We start from the raw sequence: 24,570 nt of genomic DNA on the forward strand, positions 1-24,570 counted from the left end.
AGTTGCGGCTTCGGGCCCAGCTCATGTGGAGAGTGACAGGATGTCACTCTCGGACTGCTTACCGAAGTTCCTTCGGCGGCGTTCGCTGGCTGTCCACAGCATCCACCCGCACCAGTTCCCCCCACACGATGTACCGGTACTCCGACGTGAACACCGGCGTGCAGGTCGTCAGTGTGATGTAGCGGCCCGGCTTGCGCTTGCCCGACTCCTTCGGGACCGCCGACAGCACCTGGACGTTGTACTTCGAGGTCTCGGGGAGGATGTCGTAGACCTTGTAGACGTACCAGTCGTCCTTCGTCTCGAAGACGATCGGGTCGCCCTTCTTGAGCTTGTCGATGTTGTGGAACTTGGCGCCATGGCCGTCCCGGTGCGCCGCCAGCGTGAAATTGCCCTGCTTCGCCTCGGGGAGCGCCGACTTGATCGGGTCCACGTAGTACCCGGCGACGCCGTCGTTCAGGACCTTCGACGACGTGCCCTTCTTGACCAGGACCTCGCCGTTCCTCATCGCCGGGACGTGCAGGAAGCCGATGCCGTCCTTGGTGTCCAGCGCGCCCGGGCCCGTGTCCGCGTTGCCGTCGGCCCAGTGGTCGCGCACCTGGTCGCCCTGTTTGTTCGCCTCGCGGTCCGCGACGACGTTCGTCCACCAGAGCGAGTACGCGACGAACAACCCCAGCACCAGACCCGCCGTGATGAGGAGTTCCCCGAACAGGCTCACCGCGGCGGCCAGTCTGCCGCCCGTGCGCCGCGGGCGGGCCTGCGACGGGGAAACCGGGGCGTCGGCGGTCTGTTCGTCGTGGTCCGTCGTCGCTGCCACTCTTCATCTGCCCTAACTGCTACTGCGCGAGCCCGCCACCATCGCCGCCACTACAGCAACGCATCCGGCTTGCCCTTGCTGCGCGGCCGTTCCTCGACCATCTTGCCCCACACGATCATCCGGTACTTGCTCGTGAACTCGGGCGTACACGTCGTGAGAGTGATGTACCGGCCGGGCTCGGTGAACCCCGAACCGTTCGGAATCGGGTCCAGCACGCTCGTGTTGCTCGGCGACGTGACCGGCAGGATCGACTCCATCTTGTAGACGTAGTACTTGTCCTGCGTCTCCACGACGATCGCGTCGCCCTTCTTCAGCCGGTTGATGTACCGGAACGGCTCGCCGTGCGTGTTGCGGTGGCCCGCGAGCCCGAAGTTGCCGGTCGCCGCGGACGGCATCGCCGTGGTGAGGCCACCCTCCGCGTAGTGGCCGACCATGCCCCGGTCCAGCACCTTCTTCTTGCTGGTGCCCTCCGCGATCGGCACCACCACGTCCAGTTTCGGGATGTCCAGGATGGCGAAACCCTGCCCCGGCTCGAACACCCCCGGCGCACGCTTCCCGCTCGCCCAGTCGTCCTGGAGGCTGCTCGCCTCGCTCCCGGCCTGCGCGTGGGCACGTACGTTCGTCCACCACAGCTGATAGGTCACGAACAGCAGCATCAGCACGCCGGTCGTGATGAACACCTCACCGATCGCACGGCTCGCCATCACCGCCATGCCCGGCTTCTGCGCCCGGGCGGCCTGCCGCGCCGCCATCCGCGAAAGAGGCGCCCCGGCCGCCGCGGACTCGGCGGGCGCGTCCTCCGATGCCTCCTGCGGGCCCCCAGGGCGGCCGTGGCGGGCCTTGGCCGCCTTACGGCGCGCCGCACGCCCCCCGCCCACCGAAGAGCCCTCAGAGGCGCCTGTGACCCCTGCGGCGGCCGAGGCCCCGGAAGTCGAGTCCTCGTCCGCTGTTCGCGACGCTTCGGGACGCAGATCGGGCGGCAAATCCTTCAGCCGGAGCGCCACCGTCTCCTCGTCGATGGGCGGAAGGACGACAGTGGGCGGTGCGGGAGCGGCCACGGGCGCCGGAGCTGCCGGTGCCGGGGCCGGGGTCGAAGGGGCCACAGAGTCCGGAGGCGCCGTGGGAGGCACATACGGCGCCTGCTCCTCGTAAACCCCGACCTGCCAGTCCTGCGCGTACCCCCGTGACTCGTACCCGGACTCGGGTCCCGGGTCCCGGTGCTCCGTCGCCCCGCGCTCGGCCGAGGCGTCGTACGGGCGCGCATGACTGCGCCGGCTGCGCCGCCCGCGCGCGCGGGCCGGCGGCGGATCGTTCCGCTGCCCGGGCAACGGGTCGCTCAGCGGGTCCGCCAGCCCGTCCACCGCCGCCTCGAACGCGCCGGGCACCTCGTACGGCTGCTGCTGCCCGTACGAGGTTGCCTGGTCGCCGGTGTCTCCGTACGCGGAGCCGGACTCGCGCTCGGGGCGCAGGGCGGTCACGCCGTGGCCCTGCCCACCACCGGAGCGAGCCCCGCGGACCTCGACACAGCACCCCGGTCACCGCACTCCGCCAGCCAGTTGGCCAGCATCAGGTGACCGTGCTCCGTCAGCACCGACTCGGGGTGGAACTGCACACCCTCGACCGGGAGCTCACGGTGTCGCAGACCCATGATGATGCCGTCGTGCGTACGCGCGGTCACCTCGAGCTCGGCCGGCACCGTCTCCGGCTCCGCCGCCAGGGAGTGGTAGCGGGTCGCCGTGAAAGGGCTCGGCAGACCGGCGAACACACCCCTGCCGCCGTGCTCCACGAGGGACGTCTTGCCGTGCAGCAACTCGGGCGCACGGTCCACCACACCGCCGTACGCCACCTGCATCGACTGCATGCCCAGGCAGACCCCGAACACCGGCACCCCGGTGGCCGCGCAGTGGCGGACCATCTCGATGCAGACCCCGGCCTCCTCGGGCGTACCCGGGCCCGGCGACAGCAGCACACCGTCGAAACCGTCCTGCGCGTGCGCCGTCGACACCTCGTCGTTGCGCAGCACCTCGCACTCCGCACCCAGCTGGTACAGGTACTGGACCAGGTTGAAGACGAAGCTGTCGTAGTTGTCGACGACGAGAATCCGAGCGCTCACTGGTCGTTCACCGTCACATCGTTGAAGGGGAGAAGAGGCTCGGCCCACGGGAAGACGTACTGGAAGAGCACGTAGACAACCGCCAGCGCCAGCACGAGGGAAAGCAACGCCTTCACCCACGCGTTCCCTGGCAGATGCCGCCAGATCCAGCCGTACATGCCGTCCCTTCCGTCGCCCACGGCACCCGACTCGCGGCACCGGACTCACGCCGTACCTCACCAGATTAACGGCGCAGCGCCGCGGGTTTCCCGGCCTCCACAGGCTGTGTGGAATCCAGGTGCGCCCAGACGATCAGCCGATGACTGTGTCCCCACTCCGGATCGCACGTGGTCAGGGTCAGATAACGGCCCGAACGCGTGTACCCGCTCTTACGTGGCACAGGATCGATCACCTCAATGTCCGTGGGCACGGTTTTGTAGGGCCCTTTGTCGATCCGATACGTGAACCACGTCGTCCCGTCCGTCAGCACCACCGCGTCCCCCCGGCGCAGCCTCGGGAAGTCCTTGAACGGATCGCCGTACGTACGACGGTGACCGGCCACCGAGAAGTTGCCCTCCTGGCCGAGCCGCGTGGTGGTCGCGTAGTGGCCAAGGCCCTTCTTCAGGGTGCTCGTCCTCGTGCCTTCGAGCACGGGCTTGTTCCACGTGAAACCAAGCCGCGGGATGTACATGATCGCGAAGGGTTTGCCCGAGGAGTAGGGCCCAGGGGGCTTCGGGCCGCTCGAGCCGGTCGGGCTCGCGGTGCTCGCCGGGTTGGCCGAGGTCGGCGGCGGCCCCTGCGACACCGCGTCGCCCTTGGACCACTGTTCCTGTAACTGGTGGATCTGGTCGTCCATGACGCTGTCGGCCTTCACGCCCGTCCAGAACAGCACGTACACGACGAAGAGCACGATCACCGTGCCCACGGTGACGCACAGCTCGCTGACCGTCCTGATGATCACGCGCCCCGACACAGGCCCCCCAGCGGTGAGCTACCGGCTGCTTCAACAGCTGTCCCAGCTACTCCACAGGCTTCGCGTAGTGCAGGTCCACTGTGCCCGAGTAGCCGGGCAGAGTCACCGTCCCGTCCTCGTCGACCTGCCAGCCGAGCCCGTAGACGTTGACGTACACCATGTAGTTCTGGATCGCCTTGGACGCCGTGAGCGAGCTCCTCAGCTTCTCCGGGTCACCGATCGCCGTGATCTTGTACGGGGGCGAGTAGACGCGTCCCTGCAGGATCAGGGTGTTGCCCACGCAGCGGACCGCGCTGGTGGAGATCAGTCGCTGGTCCATGACCTTGATGCCCTTGGCCCCGCCCTGCCACAGCGCGTTCACCACGGCCTGCAGATCCTGCTGGTGGATGACCAGATAGTCGGGCTGCGGCTCCGGATAGCCGGGGAGCTTCGCTGTGGCGTTCGGCGGAGCGTCGTTGAGGGTGACCGTGAGGGCCTTGCCCTTGAGCTTCTGGGTGCCCGCGGCCTTCTCCAGCGCCGCCAGCCTGGCGTCCTCGGCCTCGGTGCTGCCGTCGTCGCGCTCGGCGAGCGCCTCGACGTCGTCGCGCAGGGTCGCGTTGGACTCGTCGAGCCGGCCGTTCTTGTGACTGCGCTCCTGGATGAGGTCCGAGAGCTTCAGCAGGGAGGAGTCCGTGCGGATGTTCGTGCCCTTGGCCGTGTCGAAGCTCGTGAAGAAGATCAGCCCGGCGAGGGCGAAGACCCCCACGGTGAGCACCCGCACCGGGCGGAAACGGCGGTTACGGGACGGACTGGAACCCGTCCCGGGAGAGTCGGCAGAATTGCTCAACGTACCCTTATCTCCTTCGGCGCCGCGGAAGCACTACGCTAACGGACGCCCGGGGGAGTGCTGAGTGTCCCCTTGTACGCTGCTCCGGAGCCCCAATCAGTTCCCTGCGCGGCCACGCAGCGCATCGACAGGAGAGACCCTCGTGCCGAAGTCACGTATCCGCAAGAAGGCCGACTACACGCCGCCGCCCGCCAAGCAGGCGACAGCCATCAAGCTGAACAGCCGCGGCTGGGTCGCACCGGTCATGCTGGCCATGTTCCTCATCGGCCTGGCCTGGATCGTCCTCTTCTATGTGACCGACGGCACGCTGCCGATCGACTCACTGGACAACTGGAACATCGTCGTGGGCTTCGGCTTCATCGCCGCGGGATTCGGTGTCTCCACACAGTGGAAGTAGGGCTTTGCCCAGGGCTTTCCGCTGAGTTATCCACAGCCGTGGTTGATTTTCCACACCCCACCTGGGGAAAAGACGACGATCTGTGGATAACTCATCGAGCGTTGACACCGGTATGACTGACACACCGGCAATCGCAAGCACGTTCGCCCCCTGCCTGACCTGGGGAAACTCCGGTCGGTGACAGGGGGCACAGCTGTTCCCGCACACTGTGCACAGGCGGCACCACGGACTGTGGACAACAGGCACTCAGTGACAGGTCACGTGGGGGCGGAGACCCACGTGAGGGCCCGGCGCGCTAGATGAGCTGGCCCGTGCGGATCAGGGTCATGACGACCACCGCCACCAAAACCACCCCGCACACGCCGTACTGGACCAGAGCCCGGCGCTCGCGCGGGGCGTGGACCATGGCGTACCCGATGACGACTCCGGCGACCAGTCCGCCGATGTGGGCCTGCCAGGCAATGTTGCTCATGCCGAAGGTGAAGATGAGGTTGATCACCAGCAGGGCGATGATCGGACGCATGTCGTAGTTCAGGCGGCGCATCAGCACGGCGGTCGCGCCGAAGAGGCCGAAGATGGCACCGGACGCGCCGAGCGAGGGCTGGAGCGGGGACTCGAGCAGATACGTCAGCGCGCTGCCCGCGAGTCCGGAGACCAGGTAGAGCGTGAGGTAGCGGGCGCGGCCGAGGGCGGCTTCCAGAGGGCCGCCGATCCACCACAGGCTGAGCATGTTGAAGAGGATGTGCATGGGGCTGGCGTGCAGGAACATCGACGTCAGCAGCCGATACCACTGCCCCTCCGCGACACCCTCCATCGAGCCCAGGCTCGGTACGTAGGCGCTGCCGAGGAGTTGGAAACGGTCCGTGAATTCGTCGCCGAGCGACATCTGGAGCAGATAGAAGGCGACGTTGAGGCCGATGAGGATCTTGGTGAGGAGGCGGGGGTCGGCCGTGATGGTGCCGCCGGCGAGCGTGCGGGGGGTGGTGGCGCTCGGCGCGTGTCCTGTGCCGGAGCCGTTGCGCACGCATTCCGGGCACTGGAAGCCGACGGAAGCGCTGACCATGCACTCGGGGCAGATCGGGCGTTCGCAGCGGGTGCAGCGGATGCCCGTCTCGCGGTCCGGGTGTCGGTAGCAGGTGGGCAGGGCCTGGGCGTCCTGCGGGCCCTGTGGGCTGCCTGGCGCCTGATCCATGAGGTCCCCTAAGTCGGTCAAATCCGTCGTCGTGTGCAATGCAACGCACCGCCCCGCCCATCCTTACGGATGAGCGGGGCGTTTGGTTCCCTGCGGAAGGGCTACCGGGCTCAGCTCGCGGGTCTCAGACCTTGCTGGTCTCAGGCCTGGCGGGTCTCGACGACGACCGACTCGATGACGACGTCGTTGACCGGGCGGTCGGTGCGCGGGTTGGTCGCCGTGGTCGCGATGGCGTCCACGAGCTTCTGGCTGGCCGCGTCGGTGACCTCACCGAAGATGGTGTGCTTGCGGGTCAGCCAGGCCGTCGGCGAGACGGTGATGAAGAACTGCGAACCGTTGGTACCCGGGCCGGCGTTGGCCATGGCCAGCAGGTACGGCTTGTCGAAGCGGAGGTCCGGGTGGAACTCGTCCTCGAACTGGTAGCCGGGGCCACCGGTGCCGTTGCCGAGGGGGTCACCGCCCTGGATCATGAAGCCGCTGATCACTCGGTGGAAGATTGTGCCGTCGTAGAGCTTGTCGGTGGACTTCTCACCCGTCTCCGGGTTGGTCCACTCACGCTCGCCGGTGGCGAGTTCGACGAAGTTACGGACCGTCTTGGGCGCGTGGTTCGGCAGGAGCCGGATTTCGATGTCGCCTTGGTTGGTCTTCAGGGTGGCGTAAAGCTGCTCGGCCACGGTCTGCCTTCCGTTGTCCTCTTGTGACGCCCCGATCCTCGCACGGTCCACGAACGTCCGTCGCCCGACGCCCTCCTCCGAGGGGAATTCCGGCGCTTTCGCTTGCGCGCGGCCGCTCCACAAGAAAACGGTCGAGTGGGTACGGGACGGGAGCGCGGGGCGTCGATCCGTGGCATTGTCGACCACAAGCTCCCCTTGCCCTGTTTGCAGCGCTATTACATGTGATCGTCATCCGCTGTCAGATGTGCTCGGTTCGGTGCCCTCGGTTTCGCGTGAACGGCCCGTCCATGACCCGGATGGCCGCCCGCGCATGCCTCGCGGCGTATTGCGGGGCATGATCCGTAAAAGGGTGGAGAGTCGAATACTGTACGCCACCGAGGAGGAGGAGATCCCGTGACCCGCATTGAAAGCGTGCGCGCCGCTACCGGCTCGGCGAAGGACAGCGTCCTGCACGCCGCGGACGTGGTGGCGCCTTACGCCGACACGGCCAAGGACAAGGCCACTCTGTACGCACACGAGGCACGCGTACGGCTTGCGCCCAGGGTGTCCCAGGCTGCGGAACAGGCCCGTGTCCAGTACGGCGCGCATCTCGCGCCGCGGTTGGAGCAGGCCCGTACGCATGTGCCGCCGAAGGTCGACCATGCCGCCCATGAAGCCGCCGTCCGTACCGCCAAGGCCGCTCGGCAGGCCGCCGAGTACACCGCTCCGCGTGTGGAGCGGGCTGTCGCGGCGGCCGGTCCCGTACGAGAGGAGGCGGCCGCTCGCGGTGCCGCCGCGCTGGCCGCGCTGCGTGGTCAGGTCACTCCGCAGGAGATCAGGAAGCTGGCCCGTAAGCACCAGCGGCGGGCGCGGGCCGGCCGGCTCGCCAAGGGGTTGGCCGCGCTGGGCATCCTGGCGGGTGGCGCCTTCGCCGCGTGGAAGTGGTGGGACAAGCAGGCCAACCCGGACTGGCTGGTCGAGCCGCCTGCGGCGACCGAGGTCCCGGAGACGGGCCGTCTGACGTCGGTGGACGGCACCGGCCAGTCGGTTCTGGACCCGGAGGTCCAGGCGAAGGAGGCCGAGTCCGACTCGGCGGATGACGACGAGAACCGCCGCTGACGATTTCTGTGTGCTGGTTCGTGTGTGGTGTCACCTGTGATGCCCGCACGTGATGGCGCTGTGGGGCGGGAGGCCTGAGAGCTTCTCGCCCCACAGCCATGTTTCACGTGAAACGTGACCCGGCGGCGCGCGTGTGTCCGGAGCGGTGTTTCACGTGAAACACCTCAGGCGACGGCCAGCCGCGGGCTCACCCTGAGGCCGCCGCCGAGCCCCTTCAGCGCCGGGGCCGGGCGAACGTGGTGGGCGGGCCTGTTCCGGTCGGCAGCGAAGACGAACAGGCGCAGAACCAGGAAACGTCCTATGCCGGCGAGGCCGGAGGCACTGAGATAGACGATCTGCTCGGTCAGCATGCCGGGCGAGGACTGGACCAGGTGCAGCACCAGCATCGCGAGGCAGGTGACGACGTAGGCAGCGGTGGCCGAGCCTGCCGACTGCCAGTGCTGGCGCCATCCGGCGCGCTTGCCGGCGCCGAAGGTGAAGCGGGCGTGGAGTTCGGTGCACAGGATGGTCGAGGCGACCGTGATCAGCGCGTTCGCCAGCACCCAGGGCATCGTCACGGCGAGCAGCGCGACGGCTGAGCTGGACAGGAGCCCGACGCCACCGCCGCACAGCACGAATCGCGCGAAGGAGGAGAGCGGTCCGGGAGCAGCAGCGGCGCCGGTTGTCGCCGTCGCTCCGGCCGTCACTCCGGACGCCTCTGCGGACAGCGCCGCGCCGGTCGTCCTCGGGTTCGACGGGAGCAGCGACTTCACGGCGGTTTCCTTCCGGGCGGCGGGCTGTGAACCCCTGTGGATCACGGGGATCGGCTGGGTCCAACGATGCCGTCGCGCGCTCGGGGAAACGATGACGTGTACTCCCGGACCGGGGGTGTAGCCAGCCCTACCTTCGGGGTCCGGGAGGCCCCACGGCCCGGACGAGGGAGCCGGACGAGGGAGTTGGCCGTATGTGATCGGTGCCCGCGCCCGCTCTTCCGGCACACTTCTAACCTTCTACATGCTCGTAGAAGCACTCGCAGAAGCACCAGTAGAAGCACGCGGTCGCGGAACAGTGACGCGGAACATGAAGGAGTGGACGCCACGATGGTGTTCAAGAGGCTGCTCGGATCGCTCGGTGTGGGCGGACCCACGGTGGACACGGTCCTGGACCCTGGCCCGGTCCGGCCCGGGGGCACACTGTCCGGGCAGGTCCGTCTCCTGGGCGGCGGGGCCGACTTCGACGTCGAACAGATCACGCTGGAGCTGGTGGCCCGGGTCGAGGCCGAGCACGCGGAGGGCGAGAGTCAGGGTGCCGTCACCTTCGAACGGTTCGTCGTCGGGGGCGGTTTCCGGCTGGCCGAGGGTGAGCAGCGCAGCGTCCCCTTCGGCGTGGTCCTGCCCTGGGAGACGCCGATCACCGAGTTGTACGGGCAGGGGCTGGGCATCGTCCTCGGTCTGCGCACGGAGTTGTCGGTCGCGGGCGCCCGTGACAAGGGCGACCTCGACTCGCTGGCCGTGACCCCGCTGCCCGTACAGGAGGCGATCCTGGAGGCCCTCGGCCGACTCGGCTTCGGTTTCAGGTCCGCCGATCTGGAGTACGGGCGCATCGGCGGCACCGGCCAGCGGCTCCCCTTCTACCAGGAGCTCGAGCTCACCCCGGCCCCGCAGTACGCGCACGCGGCCAACGAGATCGAGCTGACCTTCCTGGCCACGGCGTCCGGCATGGACGTGATCCTGGAGGCCGACAAGCGCACCCCGTACAGCTCGTACGGCGCCCAGGGCTCTCACACCTCTCACAGCGACGACCCGCTGGCCCGCTTCACCGTCTCCCACGAGCTGACTGCCCACCAGGACTGGACCGCGCTGGTCGACGGCTGGATCCGGCAACTGGTCGAGCACCGGCGGGACCCTTATGGGCAGTACGGCCTTCAAGGGCACGAGTACGAGCAGCACGGTTCGTCGGGTCCGGGCATGGGGGCGGCCGTCGCGGCGGGCGCGGCCGGGCTGGCCGTCGGTGTCGTCGGCGGGATGGTGGCGGCCGAAGTCGTCGACGAGGTGGGCGACTTCTTCGAAGGGGACGACGAAGGGGAAGAGGATGAGGATGAGGGCTAGCGGGAGGGCGACGGGCGACTGATAACTTCTACAAGACCGTAGAAACACCAGCGGAACCGACGTCGAGCAACAAGGAGTTCTCATGGCCCTGTGGGACCGCATCAAGGAGTCCGCATCGACGATGCAGACCCAACTGGAGGCGAAGAAGAACGACTTGAAGAGCGGCGCGTTCCGGGACGCCAGCATGGCGATGTGTGCCCTGGTCGCCGCGGCCGACGGCACGATCGACCCGGCGGAGCGGCAGCGCGTGGCCCAGCTCATCGCGACCAACGAGGTCCTGCAGAACTTCCCCGCCGACGATCTGCGCCGCCGGTTCGACGAGAACATCGGCAAGCTGACGGCGGACTTCGCCTTCGGCAAGGTGAGCGTGCTGCAGGAGGTCGCCAAGGCCAAGAAGAAGCCGGCGGAGGCGCGTGCCGTCATCCAGATCGGCATCATCATCGGCGGCGCGGACGGCGACTTCGACAAGACCGAACAGGCGGTCGTACGGGAGGCCTGCTTCGCGCTCGACCTGCCGCCGCACGAGTTCGACCTCTGACCCGACCTCCGTCCCGGCCCCCGACAGAGAGAGCGTCCTCAAGGCCACGGCCCTCCGTACCTCGGAGGGGCGTGGCCGTACGTCTTCCGGCCGGGTTGACCGAAAACAGCGCATCTCACAAGAAGCCGTAGGGCACTACGGCCCGGACCGAGGTGCCCTGATTCTTGTCCTCGACCTCCCCTCGAGCCTCACCGTCACCGTCGGCCCCACCGGCGCCCTCGCGACCCGCCAGGGGCCGGCGCCGTGGATCAGGCCTGGCACAACACGCGCCGTGAGCACGGGCGCACTCGGGTGCCGACCCTTGCAAAAAATGCCCTCTGAGCTGCGTTTCCGCAGTTCAGAGGGCATTTCGGGGGTGGAGCCTAGGGGAGTCGAACCCCTGACATCTGCCATGCAAAGACAGCGCTCTACCAACTGAGCTAAGGCCCCGAACGGGAGGCGTCCGCCCAGAACAACCAGGTACTGGTGGGCGCCGCAGACCAGAGTACCGGTTCATCCCCGGTATCTCGCAAAAGGATTGGGGTCCCCGTGAACGACCACTCTCCGTAAGATGCTCGACGTGGTTCGCGACAGCGAACCGCGGTATTTGGGGAAGCGATGGGGAGACGCAATGGATGCCGCACAGCAGGAAGCAACCGCAAGAGCGCGGGAGCTTCAGCGGAACTGGTACGGGGAGCCGCTGGGGGCGCTCTTCCGTAAGCTAATCGACGATCTTGGTCTCAACCAGGCTCGTCTCGCGGGGGTACTGGGTCTGTCCGCGCCGATGCTGTCACAGCTGATGAGTGGCCAGCGGGCCAAGATCGGCAATCCGGCAGTGGTGCAGCGCGTGCAGTTGCTGCAGGATCTGGCCGGTCAGGTCGCGGACGGCAGCGTCAGCGCCGCCGAGGCGACCGAGCGGATGGACGAGATCAAGAAGTCGCAGGGGGGGTCGGTGCTCAGCAACACCGCGCAGTCGACGACGAGTTCGGGGGCGCCCACGGTCAAGCGGGTGGTCCGCGAGATCCAGTCGTTGCTGCGCTCGGTGGCGGCCGCCGGGGACATCATCGAGGCGGCTGACACTCTCGCCCCGACCCACCCGGAACTGGCAGAGTTCCTCCGGGTGTACGGCGCGGGCCGCACGTCCGACGCCGTGACGCACTACCAGTCCCACCAGAGCTGAGCCGCCGGCCCGGCCGCCGACCGGGGGTTCGGCGGCCGGGCTACGGCTCAGCACACAGGGGGGCGGGGGAGACGGAGAACACCTGGGGGAAAACAGGTACGGAGACAGGTTCTGGATGAGCGGGGTGACAGTGGGCTCCGGAGCGGGGTAGGAGGAGCCGTACCACCCGCCGTTCCGGAACCGACCGAGCGGGGATCCGAAGGGGGATCGACGCAGAGCCATGGGTGAGGTCTTCGCCGGCCGGTACGAACTGGCCGACCCGATCGGGCGCGGGGGAGTCGGCGCCGTCTGGCGCGCCTGGGACCACCGACGCCGCCGGTACGTGGCCGCCAAGGTCCTGCAGCAGAGCGACGCCCACTCACTGCTGCGCTTCGTGCGCGAACAGGCGCTGCGGATCGACCACCCGCATGTCCTCGCCCCGGCCAGCTGGGCCGCCGACGACGACAAGGTCCTGTTCACCATGGATCTGGTCGCCGGGGGCTCGCTCGTCCATCTGATCGCCGACTACGGCCCGCTGCCGCCCACGTTCGTCTGCACCCTGCTCGACCAGCTCCTCTCGGGCCTGGCCGCCGTGCACGCGGAGGGGGTCGTCCACCGCGACATCAAGCCCGCGAACGTGCTGCTCGAGGCGACCGGCACGGGCCGCCCGCGGCTGCGGCTGTCCGACTTCGGTATCGCCATGCGGCTGGGCGAGCCCCGGCTGACGGAGACCGACTACGTGGTGGGCACGCCCGGTTACTTCGCCCCCGAGCAAATGCTGGGCGCGGACCCGGACTTCCCGTCCGACCTGTTCGCCGTGGGCCTGGTCGCCCTCTATCTCCTCGAGGGCGCCAAACCGGACTCCAAGGCTCTCATCGAGTATTTCGCGGAACACGGCACGCCCAGCGCCCCGCAGGGCATACCGGAGCCGCTGTGGCAGGTCGTGGCCACGCTGCTGCAGCCGGACCCACAGGCGCGGTTCCGCACCGCCACAGGCGCGCGCAAGGCCCTCGCCCAGGCCGCCGAACTGTTGCCCGAGCCCGGTCCGGACGACGAGCTGATCGAGATCTTCGACCAACTCGGCCCCCTGCCGGGAGGCTTCGCCCCGACCGGCCCCCTCAAACGGTCCCCCGACGTGACCACGAGCGGCTCGCGCGCCGGCACGGCGACGGGCACGGGAGCAGCGGGCGGACCGGCCTCGGGCGCCGGACGCGGCGAGCCGGACGGCATGCACACCGGCTCACACACCGACTCGCACACGGGCACACACACCGGCCCGGGATCGGTCCGCCGGTACGACCCGTACCGCGAACCGAACTCGGACGGCACGCCCACCGGCCCCGCGACCGGCGGTACGCACACGGGTCCGGGGCCCAGTCCGCTGCCGGGTTCGGCGCCGGGTCCGTGGCCCGGTCGGACACCGGAGCCTGTGCCCAGTCCCCCGCTGCCTCCGAGAAACGTTTCCCCACCGCCCGTACCAGGCCCGGGTGCCATACCCTCCAGGCCCGCCAAGGACCCCGAGCCCGCAAGCTCCGGCTCCGCCACCGACCAACCGTGGCAGCCCTCCGGCGCCACCCCGACGGGGCCCGGAGCCGACTCTGCGGTGAGCCGCCCCGCCCCACAGTCCGCCCAGCACAACGGCATCCCGCCCCGGCCGGACATCGCGCCACCGCGCCCCACTCACCCGCCGACGGTGGTCCCGCCCCAGCCGTCCGGCATGTCGGACACGGGCAGCTTCCATCTGCCCCCTCCCCGGGTCACAGGCGCCGCCACTCCCCCCGCAGCCGTCCCGCTACCGGCGCCCGCCGCGGCCCACGTACCCCCGCCCTACGAAGTGCCGTCCTTCGCAACTCCGCCGTTCGAGCCCACACCGGCGCTGACCCTCCGGCCCCACCCAGCCCATACGGCCCACACGCACCGGGCCGCCGCCCAGGCACCGACACAGACGCAGACCCCGACCGCGACCCCCACTCCGACGCTGGCGCAGGACACGTACAGCTCTTCCTCGTACGCCGAACGGTCGCCGCAGGTCCCGCAGTCCCCCCAGACAGTGCCGCAGCGCCGCGCCCGACGTCGGCGCCAGCGTCGTCCCGGGCCGTCCGCGAAGGTGGCGATACCGGTCCTGTTCCTTGCCCTGGCCTGCTACGCCGTGGGTTTCTGGGCCCTGTTCCAGATCTGAACTACGCGCGCCCGGCCCGGCGCCGGGCGATCACCGTCCACAGCCCGAGCCCCAGCACCAGCAGGCTCCCCGTCCCGATCCCGCTCGCCGCGACCACCCGCATCGCGGCGTCACCGTTCCCGCCGCTCCCCCCGCCGTGGCCGGCGGCGACGCCCTGGTCCTCTCCCGTGACGTCCGCCCACCCGGCGGCCGCCTCCCGGTCCCGGTCCGTGACCGCGAACGTGTCCCGGGGCACGGACTGCCCCAGGTACGCGGGCGCGTCCTGCGCCGCACCGGTCACCTGCACCCTCAGCGTCAGCCCGTACGGCCCCGGGCCGAATCGTTGCGTCATCTGCTCGCCGAGATGGACGACCAGGTAGTACGAGCCGGCGAACCGCATCCCGCTCACGCGGTCGCCCGAGCCGTAGCGGTTGGCGTACGCGACCGGTGGCAGCGGATCGAGCGCGGCCGAGGTCTGGCGCCCGTCATAGAGGAGGCTCTCGTCGTCGACGTACCCACGCGCGGGGTTGTAGAGCGACATGACGAGCGCGGAGCTGACGTGCCGACCGCCACCGCCGGCACCGACACCGGAACTGCCCAGTTCGGCGACCGCGTACAGGTGCTGCCCCCAGTCGACCGGCACCCGGTAGAACAGCGTCCGGCCGGGCGTGATGTCGTCCCGCCAGACTCCCTTGCCCACCGGCGTGGCCGTGGCGAAGCCGGCGCCTCCCGGGCGGCGGACCGCGTCGCCGGTGAGCGGGTCGGGCGAGGCGGAGTCCCAGGACTCGTCGGACCCGGGGGACTCGGGCGCCTCTGTCGAACTCTTGTTCACAAGGCCGGGCTCCGACACATACGTCAGCTCGATGTCCCAGTCGTCGGACGACGAGCCCGGCGAGTCGATGCGCTCCACGACGACGTAGTACGTACCCGCGCTCTGGCAGGCCGTCGTCTCGCCGTCGGTCACCCGTGACGCCCAGGCGGCGACGGGGTGCGGGCTGCGGGAGGGCCCGAAGCGTGTGCTGTCGTAGGAGCAGGAACGGGCGTCGGTGTCCTGCACGGACACCTTGACGCCGTCGGTCGAGGCCACCGTCGCGCCCTGCCGGGGGACGGCGGTGGCGGAGACGTACGCGTTCGACGTGGCGTCCAGTGCCAGGCGGAAGTAGAGCTGCCCGTTGACGGGGAGGGTGCTGCGGTAGACGCCGCCGGGCTCCAGGCCCACGGCATCCGCAGTGCTCGCGGCCCCCTCGACGGTGCGGGCGCCGTCGGCGAAGTCGTAGGCGTACGCGTCCGGCGCGGCGACCGCCTCGAAGCCTGCGCCCGGGCCCACGCCCGCACCCACCACCACGCACAGCACCGCCGCCACGACCGCGCCCCGTACCGTGCGCCGCCCCATCACGCGCCCCCCTCGTCCTGTTCGCCGCCCCAGCTGTCCGCAAGGCCCTGCCGGTCCGGGCACGATCTGTGCCCGGACCGCCGCCTCATCCTGCCCCGCCGACCGCCCCGCCATCGCACAATTCGCACGACCGCCCGAAACAGGCGCCCCTGAGACACTCCGATTTGCCCCAGCAAGGTTTCTCTTCACGACGGCGAACCACTGGCACCCACTGAGCGACACCGCCCGGCACGCCGTCCCGGACAACACAAAACCCCGACCGCGTCGGCGGCCGGGGTCTGTTCACAGACTGCTGTCGATACTCAGGAACCCGTGGGCACGGAGTCGGTCGCCTCCGTCCACAGATCCTGCTCGGCGCGATCCGCCTGGATCTGGCGGTACACGAGGAGCCCGCCGATGGCGGCCAGTGCGACCAGGAGAAGCTTCTTCACCGTGCGACCTCGTCTTTCCTTGACGTAGGGGACCTCTGGCGCCCGACTATACCCTCCGGCCGAGACCGATCGGTGACCTACGCCGGTCGCCAACTCCCGCCGGGAGCACCGCAGTAGAAGCGGACGACACCGCTCCGATCGGAGGGTGATCACATCTCCACGTTCAGTGATTTTTCGGCACAGATCATCTCTTCTGCTCCCAAGGTTCCCCTTTTCGACCCCCTTGCACCCATCCGAGTGGTGTTCATCAGAAGATCGACGCGCCATGGGCGTTGGTCCACCACTTACCGGCCGCCATACACATGATGAGGAAAGTACGCAAATCGCCCAACCCGAAAGTGAGGGGCCATGGCCCAGAACAAGGTCATGAAGCTGTGGACCGCCGTCGTCACCGCCTTCCTGGCGCTGTGCACGACCCTCGGCCTGATCACGACGACCGCCACCGCGGCGGTAGCCGAGAGCCGGCCGGCGCGCAACTGCACCGCGTCTCCGGCGCTGCCACCGACAGCCGACTGGGCCTGGTCCTACGCCCGGTCCCTGCCCCCCACGATGAAGCAGCGCATCGGAGCCGAGGCCCACGGCTCCTCCCCGAGCTGCCGCCACCGCTCACCCGCGGACACGGACGCGGACACGGAAGCCGCCCCGGAGACCGACGCGGACGCGGAGAGAGCGCCCCAGCCGCTCTCCTGACCCTCTGGCGCGACCCCGCATCCGTCCCCCCTGACCCTGTAGCGCCTCCCCTCCCCCGTAGCGGCGAACTTGCGTACAAAGCCACAAGGAGAAGCACCAGGACAGACGAAAGACCCCCAACCATCACTGGCTGGGGGCCTTTTCACTGTGGGGCTAACAGGATTTGAACCTGTGGCCTCATCCTTATCAGGGATGCGCTCTAACCAACTGAGCTATAGCCCCGCCGCGCTCTGCGGTGTATGTCCCGCGCGCTGACCTCTGAAGATTAGCGCACGACGCGGCCAGTCCCAAAATCGATAGTCGGACGATGTTTGGGACCGGGCCCCACCCGCGCCCTACCCGCGGTTCACCTGCTCGTCACCGGCTCACTCGTCCTCGGCGAGCGTCAGCTCGACGCCGCCGACGAAGCCCGCGGAGAGGTTGTAGATGAACGCGCCGAGGGTCGCCAGCGCCGTCGCGAGGACGACGTCGATGACCGCGATGACCGACGTGAACATCAGGACGTGGGGGAGCGACAGGAAGGACTGGAGGTCGAAGCCGTTCGACTCGTTCGAACCGGTGGCCTCCGAGATCGTGCCGCCGACCGTCGAGAAGACGCCCATCGCGTCCATGACCATCCACAGGACCACCGCCGCCACGATCGTGCAGATGCCCAGCGCGATCGACAGCAGGAAGCTGACCTTCATCACCGACCAGGGATCGGCCTTGGACACGCGCAGACGCGCCTTGCGCGTACGGGGCAGAGTGCTCGCCCCCGTGCGCGGCCGCCTTACGGCGCCTCCCGCCGGACTGCCCGCCTGCGCCTGGACCGGCGCCTGCACCGGGGCCGCGGGGCCCCCGGCGGGGGCCGCCGGGTAGGCCTGCGGCGGGTGGTAGGGCCCCGCGTGCTGCTGCGGCTGCCGCTCGCCGGGCAACGGCGATCCCTGCGGCGGCGTGGCGGCGCGCTGCGCGGCCGGGCCCGCGCCGGCCCCGTACTGCTGGGTCTGCGGACCTCTGGCGTCCGTCACGGTTCCCCCCTGGGATCCCTGCGATCCATGTGTGTCGGGCGAGCGCTTGCCGGTCGTACGCGGCTTGATGGCCTGCAGGTTGGTCGTGTGCGGATCTGTCGCGCTCTGCGCGTCCCTCGCACCCTGCCCATCGGTCGCCCGCGCGGCGGAGCCACGACCGCCGCCCTCATTGCCCGTACCGGTCGAGGGACCGGACGAACTGCCAGAAGAACCGGCGCCCGTGGCTCCGCTCACGATGACTCACTCCTCGCGCTACTCCGACGAGGACTGATCGCCCTCGTCCGTGCCGATGGTCACGGCACCCTCGGCCGACTCGTCGACGGCTTCCTCGCCGTCGACCTCCTCGGCCTCACGTCCCGCCTCGGCGTTTCGTGCGATGCCGACAACGGCATCGCGCTTGCCCAGGTTGATCAGTTGGACGCCCATGGTGTCACGGCCCGTCTCCCTGACCTCATTGACCCGTGTACGGATCACGCCGCCGGAGAGCGTGATGGCGAGGATCTCGTCGGTCTCCTCGACCACCAGCGCACCGACGAGAGAACCGCGGTCCTCGACGATCTTGGCGGCCTTGATACCGAGGCCGCCGCGCCCCTGGACGCGGTACTCGTCGACCGCGGTCCGCTTCGCGTATCCGCCGTCGGTAGCAGTGAACACGAACGTACCGGGTCGAACAACATTCATCGAGAGCAGCTGGTCTCCCTCACGGAAGCTCATGCCCTTGACACCCGAGGTGGCCCGGCCCATCGGACGCAGTGCGTCGTCCGTCGCCGTGAACCTGATCGACTGTGCCTTCCTGCTGATCAGCAGGAGATCGTCCTCGGCCGAGACGAGTTCGGCTCCGATCAGTTCGTCGTCGGAACCGTCCTCCGTCTCACGGAGGTTGATCGCGATGACACCGCCCGAACGCGGGGAATCGTAATCCTTCAGAGGCGTCTTCTTCACGAGACCGCCCTTGGTGGCAAGCACCAGGTAGGGCGCCGCCTCGTAGTCGCGGATCGCGAGGATCTCCGCGATCGCCTCGTCCGGCTGGAAGGCCAACAGGTTGGCGACGTGCTGTCCACGCGCGTCACGTCCGGCGTCGGGCAGCTCGTACGCCTTCGCGCGGTAGACCCGGCCCTTGTTGGTGAAGAACAGCAGCCAGTGGTGCGTGGTCGACACGAAGAAGTGGTCGACGATGTCGTCTTCCTTGAGCTTCGTGCCGCGTACGCCCTTGCCGCCGCGCTTCTGCGAGCGGTAGTCCTCCGTCTTGGTGCGCTTGACGTAGCCACCGCGCGAGATCGTGACGACGATGTCCTCTTCGGCGATCAGGTCCTCGATGGACATGTCACCGTCGAACGGGACCAGCTTGGAACGGCGGTCGTCGCCGAACTTCTCGACGATCGCGGCGAGTTCCTCGCTGATGATGCCCCGCTGCCGCACCGGCGAGGCGAGGATCGCGTTGTACTCACGGATCTTGGCCTGCAGTTCGTCGTGCTCGGCGACGATCTTCTGGCGCTCCAGGGCCGCCAGCCGGCGCAGCTGCATCTCCAGGATGGCGTTGGCCTGGATGTCGTCGATCTCCAGGAGGCCCATCAGGCCCTCGCGCGCGATCTCGACCGTGTCACTGCGCCGGATCAGCGCGATGACCTCGTCGATGGCGTCCAGGGCCTTCAGCAGGCCGCGCAGGATGTGCGCCCGCTCCTCGGCCTTGCGCAGCCTGAACCGCGTACGCCGGACGATGACCTCGATCTGGTGCGTCACCCAGTGCCGGATGAACGCGTCCAGGGACAGGGTCCGCGGTACGCCGTCCACCAGCGCCAGCATGTTCGCGCCGAAGTTGGTCTGCAGGTCGGTGTGCTTGTACAGGTTGTTCAGCACGACCTTGGCGACCGCGTCCCGCTTCAGGACGATCACCAGGCGCTGGCCCGTACGGGACGACGTCTCGTCGCGGACGTCCGCGATGCCGCCGATCTTGCCGTCCTTCACCAGGTCGGCGATCTTCTGCGCGAGGTTGTCCGGGTTGACCTGGTAGGGGAGTTCGGTGACCACCAGGCACTGGCGGTTCTGGATCTCCTCGACGTCGACGACCGCGCGCATCGTGATGGAGCCGCGGCCGGTGCGGTACGCCTCCTCGATGCCCTTACGGCCCACCACAAGGGCACCGCTGGGGAAGTCGGGGCCCTTGATGCGCTCGATCAGGGCATCGAGCAGCTCCTCGTGGGAGGCCTCGGGGTTCTCCAGGTACCACTGGGCGCCCGCCGCGACCTCACGGAGGTTGTGCGGCGGGATGTTGGTCGCCATACCGACCGCGATGCCCGCCGAGCCGTTGATCAGCAGGTTCGGGAACCGGGCCGGCAGAACCGTCGGCTCCTGGTTGCGGCCGTCGTAGTTGTCCGTGAAGTCGACGGTCTCCTCGTCGATGTCACGGACCATCTCCATGGACAGCGGCTTCAGCTTGCACTCGGTGTACCGCATGGCGGCGGCCGGGTCGTTGCCGGGAGAGCCGAAGTTGCCGTTGGAGTCCACCAGCGGCATCCGCATCGACCACGGCTGCGCGAGACGGACCAGCGCGTCGTAGATCGAGGAGTCGCCGTGCGGGTGGTAGGTACCCATGACGTCACCGACGACACGGGCGCACTTGTAGAAGCCCTTCTCGGGCCGGTAACCGCCGTCGTACATCGCGTACAGGACGCGGCGGTGGACGGGCTTGAGGCCGTCCCGTACGTCGGGCAGCGCGCGCGACACGATGACGGACATCGCGTAGTCGAGGTACGAGCGCTGCATCTCGGTCTCGAGCCCGACGGGCTCGACGCGCAGGGCGACCTCGCCCTCTTCAGGGGTGCTCGGATCCATGGGGGAAGGTGTTTCGTCGGCCATTGCTGGTGAAGATCCTTTCTGGTGCGGTCAGCTGAGACCGACTCAGATGTCGAGGAAGCGGACGTCCTTGGCGTTGCGCTGGATGAACGCGCGGCGTGCCTCGACGTCCTCGCCCATCAGGACCGAGAACAGGTCGTCGGCCTGCGCGGCGTCGTCGAGCGTGACCTGGCCGAGGACCCGGTGCTCCTGGTCCATCGTCGTGACACGCAGCTCCTCGGCGTTCATCTCGCCGAGGCCCTTGAAGCGCTGGATCGAGTCCTCGCGGACCCGCTTGCCGTTCTGCCGGCCCAGCTCGATCAGGGCGTCGCGCTCCCGGTCCGAGTACGCGTACTCGAAGTCGTCCCGACCCCACTTGATCTTGTACAGCGGAGGACGGGACAGGAACACGTGTCCGGCCTCGACCAGCGGGCGCATGAAGCGGAACAGGAAGGTCAGCAGCAGGGTGTTGATGTGCTGGCCGTCCACGTCGGCGTCCGCCATCAGGATGATCTTGTGATAGCGCAGCTTCTCGATGTCGAAGTCCTCGTGGACCCCGGTACCGAAGGCCGAGATCAGCGCCTGGATCTCCTGGTTCTGCAGGATCTTGTCGATCCGCGCCTTCTCGACGTTCAGGATCTTGCCGCGGATCGGGAGGATCGCCTGGTACTGCGGGTTGCGGCCGGACTTGGCCGAACCACCGGCGGAGTCACCCTCGACGATGAAGATCTCGCACTTGGTGGGGTCGTTCGACTGGCAGTCGGACAGCTTGCCCGGCAGTGACGCCGTCTCCAGCAGACCCTTGCGACGCGTGAGGTCACGCGCCTTACGGGCCGCCACGCGCGCGGTGGCCGCCTGGATGCCCTTGCGGATGATGTCCGAGGCCTCGACCGGATTGCGGTCCAGCCAGTCGTTGAGGTGCTCGTAGACCGCCTTCTGCACGAAGGTCTTGGCCTCCGTGTTGCCCAGCTTGGTCTTCGTCTGGCCCTCGAACTGCGGCTCGGCCAGCTTGACCGAGATGATCGCGGTCAGACCCTCGCGGATGTCGTCGCCCGTGAGGTTGTCGTCCTTCTCACGCAGCAGCTTCTTGTCGCGCGCGTACTTGTTGATCAGCGAGGTCAGCGCCGCCCGGAAGCCCTCCTCGTGCGTACCGCCCTCATGCGTGTGGATGATGTTGGCGAAGGAGTAGACGCCCTCCGTGTAGCCACTGTTCCACTGCATCGCGACCTCGAGGGACAGGCTCTTGTCCTTGTCCTCCGCCTCCAGGTCGATGACGGTCGGGTGCACCACGTCCCCCTTGCGGGAGTTGAGGTACGTCACATAGTCGACGATGCCGCCCTCGTAGTGGTACGAGACGGTCCTGACCTCGTCCTTCTCGTCGGCGCCCGCCTCGTCCGCGCCGATCGTGGCCTTCGCCACCTCACGCTCGTCGGTGAGGTTGATCGTCAGGCCCTTGTTGAGGAACGCCATCTCCTGGAAGCGCCGCGAGAGCGTCTCGAAGGAGTACTCGGTGGTCTCGAAGATGTCGCCGTCGGCCCAGAAGGTGACCGACGTCCCGTGCTCGGCCGTCGCCTCGTGCTGGGCCAGCGGGGCCGTCGGGACACCCAGTTTGTAGTCCTGCGTCCAGCGGTAGCCGTCGGTCCTCACCTCGACCGCGACCCTGCTGGACAGGGCGTTCACGACGGAGACACCGACGCCGTGCAGACCGCCGGAGACCGCGTAGCCGCCGCCGCCGAACTTGCCGCCCGCGTGCAGCACGGTCAGCACGACCTCGAGGGCCGGTTTGCCCTCGGACGGGACGATGCCCACCGGGATGCCTCGGCCGTTGTCGATGACGCGCACACCGCCGTCGGCGAGGATCGTCACGTCGATGGTGTCCGCGTGACCGGCCAGCGCCTCGTCGACGGAGTTGTCGACGACCTCCTGCACCAGGTGGTGCAGACCACGCTCACCGGTCGAACCGATGTACATGCCGGGTCGCTTGCGGACCGCGTCCAGACCCTCGAGGACGGTGATGGCGCTGGCGTCGTACGCCGTGGCTGAGCCCTCGGCCGTACCGGCCAGGGCCTCGGTGGACGGGATGTTCTCGTTGGGGTTGCCGGAATCGGCCACGAAGCGCCCTTTCTGGCACAGCACAAGCCGAACTCCCGGCGGTGGCCGGAGCGGCTGCGGCATGTTGCGTTGGTAAGCCTTAGTCAGCGGTGCACACCATTTCCCGGTGATCCCCTCCAATGGGGCGGGATTAGCTTCCAGTCTACCGGTAGCGCCGACAGTGATGGGGGTTTGCCGGTACCTGAGTCCGCATGTGCCGCCCTCAACCGGTCTCTCCCGAGTCCCCATATGCGGAGCAGGGCTCCAAGAGGCTTGGAGAGGCACTCAGCGCTTCCGGGTGTCAACCCTTGGCTACCGGGGAGTCACGTACGGATTCGCGAACGCGCGCACCGTAGGCGACCCGCCCCCGGCCCGCTTTGCATGTGACACACCTCACCCACCAGGAGTGCCGCGGCTCACCCGTAGGTGTCCCCGGGACCCGTGCTCCCGGGCGCCCGCAACGGGCCGAACCGACGGGCCGGACCACCCGGACCGAGCACCTTGAGGAACCGCACCCGGCCCTGCCCCAGGTCCTCGTTCAACCGTGCCACCAACTGCGGCGCGAGCAGCCGCACATTCGTCGCCCACGCCGTCGAGTCGCAGCGCACGGTCAGCACCCGCTCGTCCTCGTCGTACGACTCCGGCTCACAGTGCTTGGCCAGGTCGTCCCCGACGAGCTGCGGCCACCGGCCCATCACCCCGCCCACCGCGGCCGGCGCCTCCCACCCGCGCTCCGTGACCAACCGGTTGATCGCCGCACCGAGCGCCATCGGGTCACGCCCGTCGCCCCCCGAGGAGCGCGGACCTCCCCCGCGCCGCGGCTGCCGCTTCTGCTGGGCCCCGTCCCCACGCGCGCGTGCCGCGTCCTTCGCCGCCCGCAGCGCCACACGCGCGAGATCCACCCCGGAGGGCTCGGGGATCGGCCTCGGGGATACCTCCGGGCTCTCCCCGGACGCGGCCCGGTCGGCCGTCATGCGCACTCCACCGCCCCGTCCGACACCGAATACCGCGTCCCCGCCAGGACATGCGGTACGTCGTCCTCGACCGCGGCCGTCACCAGCACCTGCTCGCCCGGCGCCACCAGCTCCGCCAACCGCTCCCGGCGCCGGGTGTCCAGTTCCGCGAACACATCGTCGAGAACCAGCACCGGCTCGTTCCCCTCGGCCCTCAACAGATCGTACGAGGCCAGCCGCAACGCCAGCGCGTACGACCACGACTCACCGTGCGACGCGTACCCCTTGGCGGGCAGCGAGCCGAGCTTGAGATGCAGATCGTCCCGATGCGGCCCCACCAGGGTGACCCCCCGCTCGATCTCCTGCTTGCGCACCTCGGCCAGCGCCCCCATCAGCTGCTCGTACAGCTCCTCGCGCGCGTGCGCCTCACCCGGCGCCGACGGCTTGTACTCCAGGGCCACCGGACCACCGCCGGGCGCCAGTTGCTCGTACGCCTTGTCGGCCAGCGGCTGGATCGCCGCGATCAGGTCGAGCCGCTGGGCCAGCAACTCCGCCCCCACGCGCGCGAGATGCTGGTCCCACACGTCGAGCGTCGACAGATCCATCGTGCGCCCGCCGTGCCGCCTGGCCAGCGCGGCCGACTTCAGAAGCGTGTTGCGCTGCTTGAGGACCCGGTCGTAGTCGGAGCGCACGCCCGCCATCCGCGGCGAGCGCGCAGTGATCAACTCGTCGAGGAACCGCCGCCGCTCACCCGGGTCGCCCTTCACCAGGGCGAGATCCTCGGGCGCGAACAGCACCGTCCGTACGATCCCCAGCACGTCACGAGGTCTGACCTGCGACGACCTGTTGATGCGGGCCCGGTTGGCCCGGCCGGGGTTCAGCTCCAGTTCGACCAGCTGCTGCCGCCCGCCCTGCCTGACCTGTGCCCGGATGATCGCCCGGTCGGCGCCCATGCGGACCAGGGGCGCGTCCGAGGAGACCCGGTGGCTGCCCAGCGTGGCGAGATAGCCGACCGCCTCCACCAGGTTGGTCTTGCCCTGCCCGTTGGGCCCCACGAACGCGGTGACGCCCGGCTCGAGCGGAACCTCGACCCGGGCGTACGAGCGGAAGTCGGCCAGCGACAGATGGGTGACGTGCATGGTCGCCGCCGACCTCCCCCGCACTTGTGGACCGCGGAAGCGGCCCT

At 68.9% G+C, this 24,570-nt stretch carries 23 protein-coding genes and 2 tRNA genes; 7 read left to right on the forward strand and 18 right to left on the reverse strand.

Going from position 1 to position 24,570, the window contains the following annotated elements:
- Positions 1-58: 58 nt before the first annotated feature.
- Genes PV396_RS19420 through PV396_RS19445 form a run of 6 tightly spaced genes read right to left on the reverse strand, consistent with a single transcriptional unit; the run spans position 59 to position 4,705 of the window.
- Positions 59-814, reverse strand: coding sequence for a class E sortase (locus tag PV396_RS19420; RefSeq protein WP_319206121.1), 756 nt, complete (start codon positions 812-814; stop codon positions 59-61).
- 50 nt (positions 815-864) lie between these two features.
- Positions 865-2,292, reverse strand: a complete 1,428-nt coding sequence (locus tag PV396_RS19425) for a class E sortase (RefSeq protein ID WP_319206123.1) — start codon at positions 2,290-2,292, stop codon at positions 865-867.
- The gene (locus PV396_RS19430) at positions 2,289-2,927 is read right to left on the reverse strand and encodes an aminodeoxychorismate/anthranilate synthase component II (RefSeq protein ID WP_319206125.1); all 639 of its coding nucleotides are present in this window, start codon (positions 2,925-2,927) and stop codon (positions 2,289-2,291) included. The genes PV396_RS19425 and PV396_RS19430 overlap by 4 nt, the downstream gene beginning before the upstream one ends.
- Positions 2,924-3,106 (reverse strand): hypothetical protein, encoded by a 183-nt coding sequence (locus PV396_RS19435; RefSeq protein WP_198539328.1) that lies wholly within the window; start codon positions 3,104-3,106, stop codon positions 2,924-2,926. The genes PV396_RS19430 and PV396_RS19435 overlap by 4 nt, the downstream gene beginning before the upstream one ends.
- A gap of 44 nt (positions 3,107-3,150) precedes the next feature.
- Positions 3,151-3,879, reverse strand: a complete 729-nt coding sequence (locus tag PV396_RS19440; protein ID WP_319206127.1) for a class E sortase — start codon at positions 3,877-3,879, stop codon at positions 3,151-3,153.
- 46 nt (positions 3,880-3,925) lie between these two features.
- On the reverse strand, positions 3,926-4,705 hold the full coding sequence (locus PV396_RS19445; protein ID WP_319206129.1) for a DUF881 domain-containing protein: 780 nt from the start codon (positions 4,703-4,705) through the stop codon (positions 3,926-3,928).
- Between the two features lie 142 nt (positions 4,706-4,847).
- Here PV396_RS19445 and crgA point away from each other — a divergent pair, with 142 nt between their 5' ends.
- The gene (gene crgA, locus PV396_RS19450) at positions 4,848-5,102 is read left to right on the forward strand and encodes a cell division protein CrgA (RefSeq protein WP_006383246.1); all 255 of its coding nucleotides are present in this window, start codon (positions 4,848-4,850) and stop codon (positions 5,100-5,102) included.
- A gap of 295 nt (positions 5,103-5,397) precedes the next feature.
- On the opposite strand, the gene PV396_RS19455 is transcribed toward crgA, so the two are convergent.
- Positions 5,398-6,294, reverse strand: a complete 897-nt coding sequence (locus PV396_RS19455) for a rhomboid family intramembrane serine protease (protein ID WP_319206133.1) — start codon at positions 6,292-6,294, stop codon at positions 5,398-5,400.
- A gap of 140 nt (positions 6,295-6,434) precedes the next feature.
- The gene (locus PV396_RS19460; RefSeq protein ID WP_319206135.1) at positions 6,435-6,968 is read right to left on the reverse strand and encodes a peptidylprolyl isomerase; all 534 of its coding nucleotides are present in this window, start codon (positions 6,966-6,968) and stop codon (positions 6,435-6,437) included.
- Positions 6,969-7,361: 393 nt separating this feature from the next.
- Here PV396_RS19460 and PV396_RS19465 point away from each other — a divergent pair, with 393 nt between their 5' ends.
- The gene (locus tag PV396_RS19465; RefSeq protein WP_319206137.1) at positions 7,362-8,066 is read left to right on the forward strand and encodes a DUF5324 family protein; all 705 of its coding nucleotides are present in this window, start codon (positions 7,362-7,364) and stop codon (positions 8,064-8,066) included.
- Positions 8,067-8,230: 164 nt separating this feature from the next.
- Here the strand turns inward: PV396_RS19465 and PV396_RS19470 are convergent, their stop codons facing one another.
- Positions 8,231-8,752 carry a GtrA family protein gene (locus PV396_RS19470; RefSeq protein ID WP_319206378.1) on the reverse strand — a complete coding sequence of 174 codons (522 nt, stop codon included), beginning with the start codon at positions 8,750-8,752 and terminating at the stop codon, positions 8,231-8,233.
- A 393-nt stretch (positions 8,753-9,145) separates the two neighbouring features.
- Between PV396_RS19470 and PV396_RS19475 the strand changes: the two genes are divergently transcribed.
- Together PV396_RS19475 and PV396_RS19480 are read left to right on the forward strand one after the other, a co-directional pair.
- Positions 9,146-10,153, forward strand: a complete 1,008-nt coding sequence (locus tag PV396_RS19475) for a sporulation protein (RefSeq protein ID WP_319206138.1) — start codon at positions 9,146-9,148, stop codon at positions 10,151-10,153.
- Between the two features lie 82 nt (positions 10,154-10,235).
- Positions 10,236-10,691 (forward strand): TerB family tellurite resistance protein, encoded by a 456-nt coding sequence (locus PV396_RS19480; RefSeq protein WP_319206140.1) that lies wholly within the window; start codon positions 10,236-10,238, stop codon positions 10,689-10,691.
- 356 nt (positions 10,692-11,047) lie between these two features.
- Here PV396_RS19480 and PV396_RS19485 read toward each other — a convergent pair.
- Positions 11,048-11,120: transfer RNA gene (locus PV396_RS19485), tRNA-Ala, on the reverse strand.
- Positions 11,121-11,301: 181 nt separating this feature from the next.
- Between PV396_RS19485 and PV396_RS19490 the strand changes: the two genes are divergently transcribed.
- Both PV396_RS19490 and PV396_RS19495 read left to right on the forward strand, forming a co-directional pair.
- On the forward strand, positions 11,302-11,850 hold the full coding sequence (locus PV396_RS19490) for a DNA-binding protein (protein ID WP_319206142.1): 549 nt from the start codon (positions 11,302-11,304) through the stop codon (positions 11,848-11,850).
- Positions 11,851-12,070: 220 nt separating this feature from the next.
- Complete coding sequence (locus PV396_RS19495) at positions 12,071-14,008, forward strand: serine/threonine protein kinase (protein ID WP_319206144.1); 1,938 nt, start codon at positions 12,071-12,073, stop codon at positions 14,006-14,008.
- A 1-nt stretch (position 14,009) separates the two neighbouring features.
- Here the strand turns inward: PV396_RS19495 and PV396_RS19500 are convergent, their stop codons facing one another.
- Both PV396_RS19500 and PV396_RS19505 read right to left on the reverse strand, forming a co-directional pair.
- Complete coding sequence (locus tag PV396_RS19500) at positions 14,010-15,380, reverse strand: hypothetical protein (RefSeq protein ID WP_319206146.1); 1,371 nt, start codon at positions 15,378-15,380, stop codon at positions 14,010-14,012.
- A 302-nt stretch (positions 15,381-15,682) separates the two neighbouring features.
- On the reverse strand, positions 15,683-15,811 hold the full coding sequence (locus PV396_RS19505; RefSeq protein WP_003999697.1) for a DLW-39 family protein: 129 nt from the start codon (positions 15,809-15,811) through the stop codon (positions 15,683-15,685).
- 348 nt (positions 15,812-16,159) lie between these two features.
- On the opposite strand from PV396_RS19505, the gene PV396_RS19510 reads away from it, so the two are divergent.
- Entirely contained in the window at positions 16,160-16,501 is a 342-nt protein-coding gene (locus tag PV396_RS19510) for a DUF6344 domain-containing protein (RefSeq protein WP_319206148.1), read from the forward strand.
- A 148-nt stretch (positions 16,502-16,649) separates the two neighbouring features.
- Here PV396_RS19510 and PV396_RS19515 read toward each other — a convergent pair.
- The 6 genes from PV396_RS19515 to recF all read right to left on the reverse strand — a co-directional run bounded on the left by PV396_RS19515 (position 16,650) and on the right by recF (position 24,523).
- Positions 16,650-16,723 (reverse strand) — tRNA-Ile (locus PV396_RS19515).
- Positions 16,724-16,866: 143 nt separating this feature from the next.
- A complete protein-coding gene (locus PV396_RS19520; RefSeq protein WP_319206150.1) occupies positions 16,867-17,742 on the reverse strand; it encodes a DUF3566 domain-containing protein in 876 nt (291 codons plus the stop codon).
- Positions 17,743-17,760: 18 nt separating this feature from the next.
- Positions 17,761-20,340: a DNA gyrase subunit A gene (gene gyrA, locus PV396_RS19525; RefSeq protein ID WP_319206152.1), complete on the reverse strand. Its 2,580-nt coding sequence runs from the start codon at positions 20,338-20,340 to the stop codon at positions 17,761-17,763.
- A gap of 66 nt (positions 20,341-20,406) precedes the next feature.
- Positions 20,407-22,476, reverse strand: a complete 2,070-nt coding sequence (gene gyrB, locus PV396_RS19530) for a DNA topoisomerase (ATP-hydrolyzing) subunit B (protein ID WP_319206381.1) — start codon at positions 22,474-22,476, stop codon at positions 20,407-20,409.
- Positions 22,477-22,847: 371 nt separating this feature from the next.
- Entirely contained in the window at positions 22,848-23,405 is a 558-nt protein-coding gene (locus PV396_RS19535) for a DUF721 domain-containing protein (RefSeq protein ID WP_319206154.1), read from the reverse strand.
- Positions 23,402-24,523 carry a DNA replication/repair protein RecF gene (gene recF, locus PV396_RS19540; protein WP_319206156.1) on the reverse strand — a complete coding sequence of 374 codons (1,122 nt, stop codon included), beginning with the start codon at positions 24,521-24,523 and terminating at the stop codon, positions 23,402-23,404. Before recF ends, PV396_RS19535 begins: the two co-directional genes overlap by 4 nt.
- Positions 24,524-24,570 lie beyond the last annotated feature (47 nt).

The sequence above is a fragment of the Streptomyces sp. ME02-8801-2C genome (assembly GCF_033793965.1).
Lineage (GTDB): Bacteria > Actinomycetota > Actinomycetes > Streptomycetales > Streptomycetaceae > Streptomyces.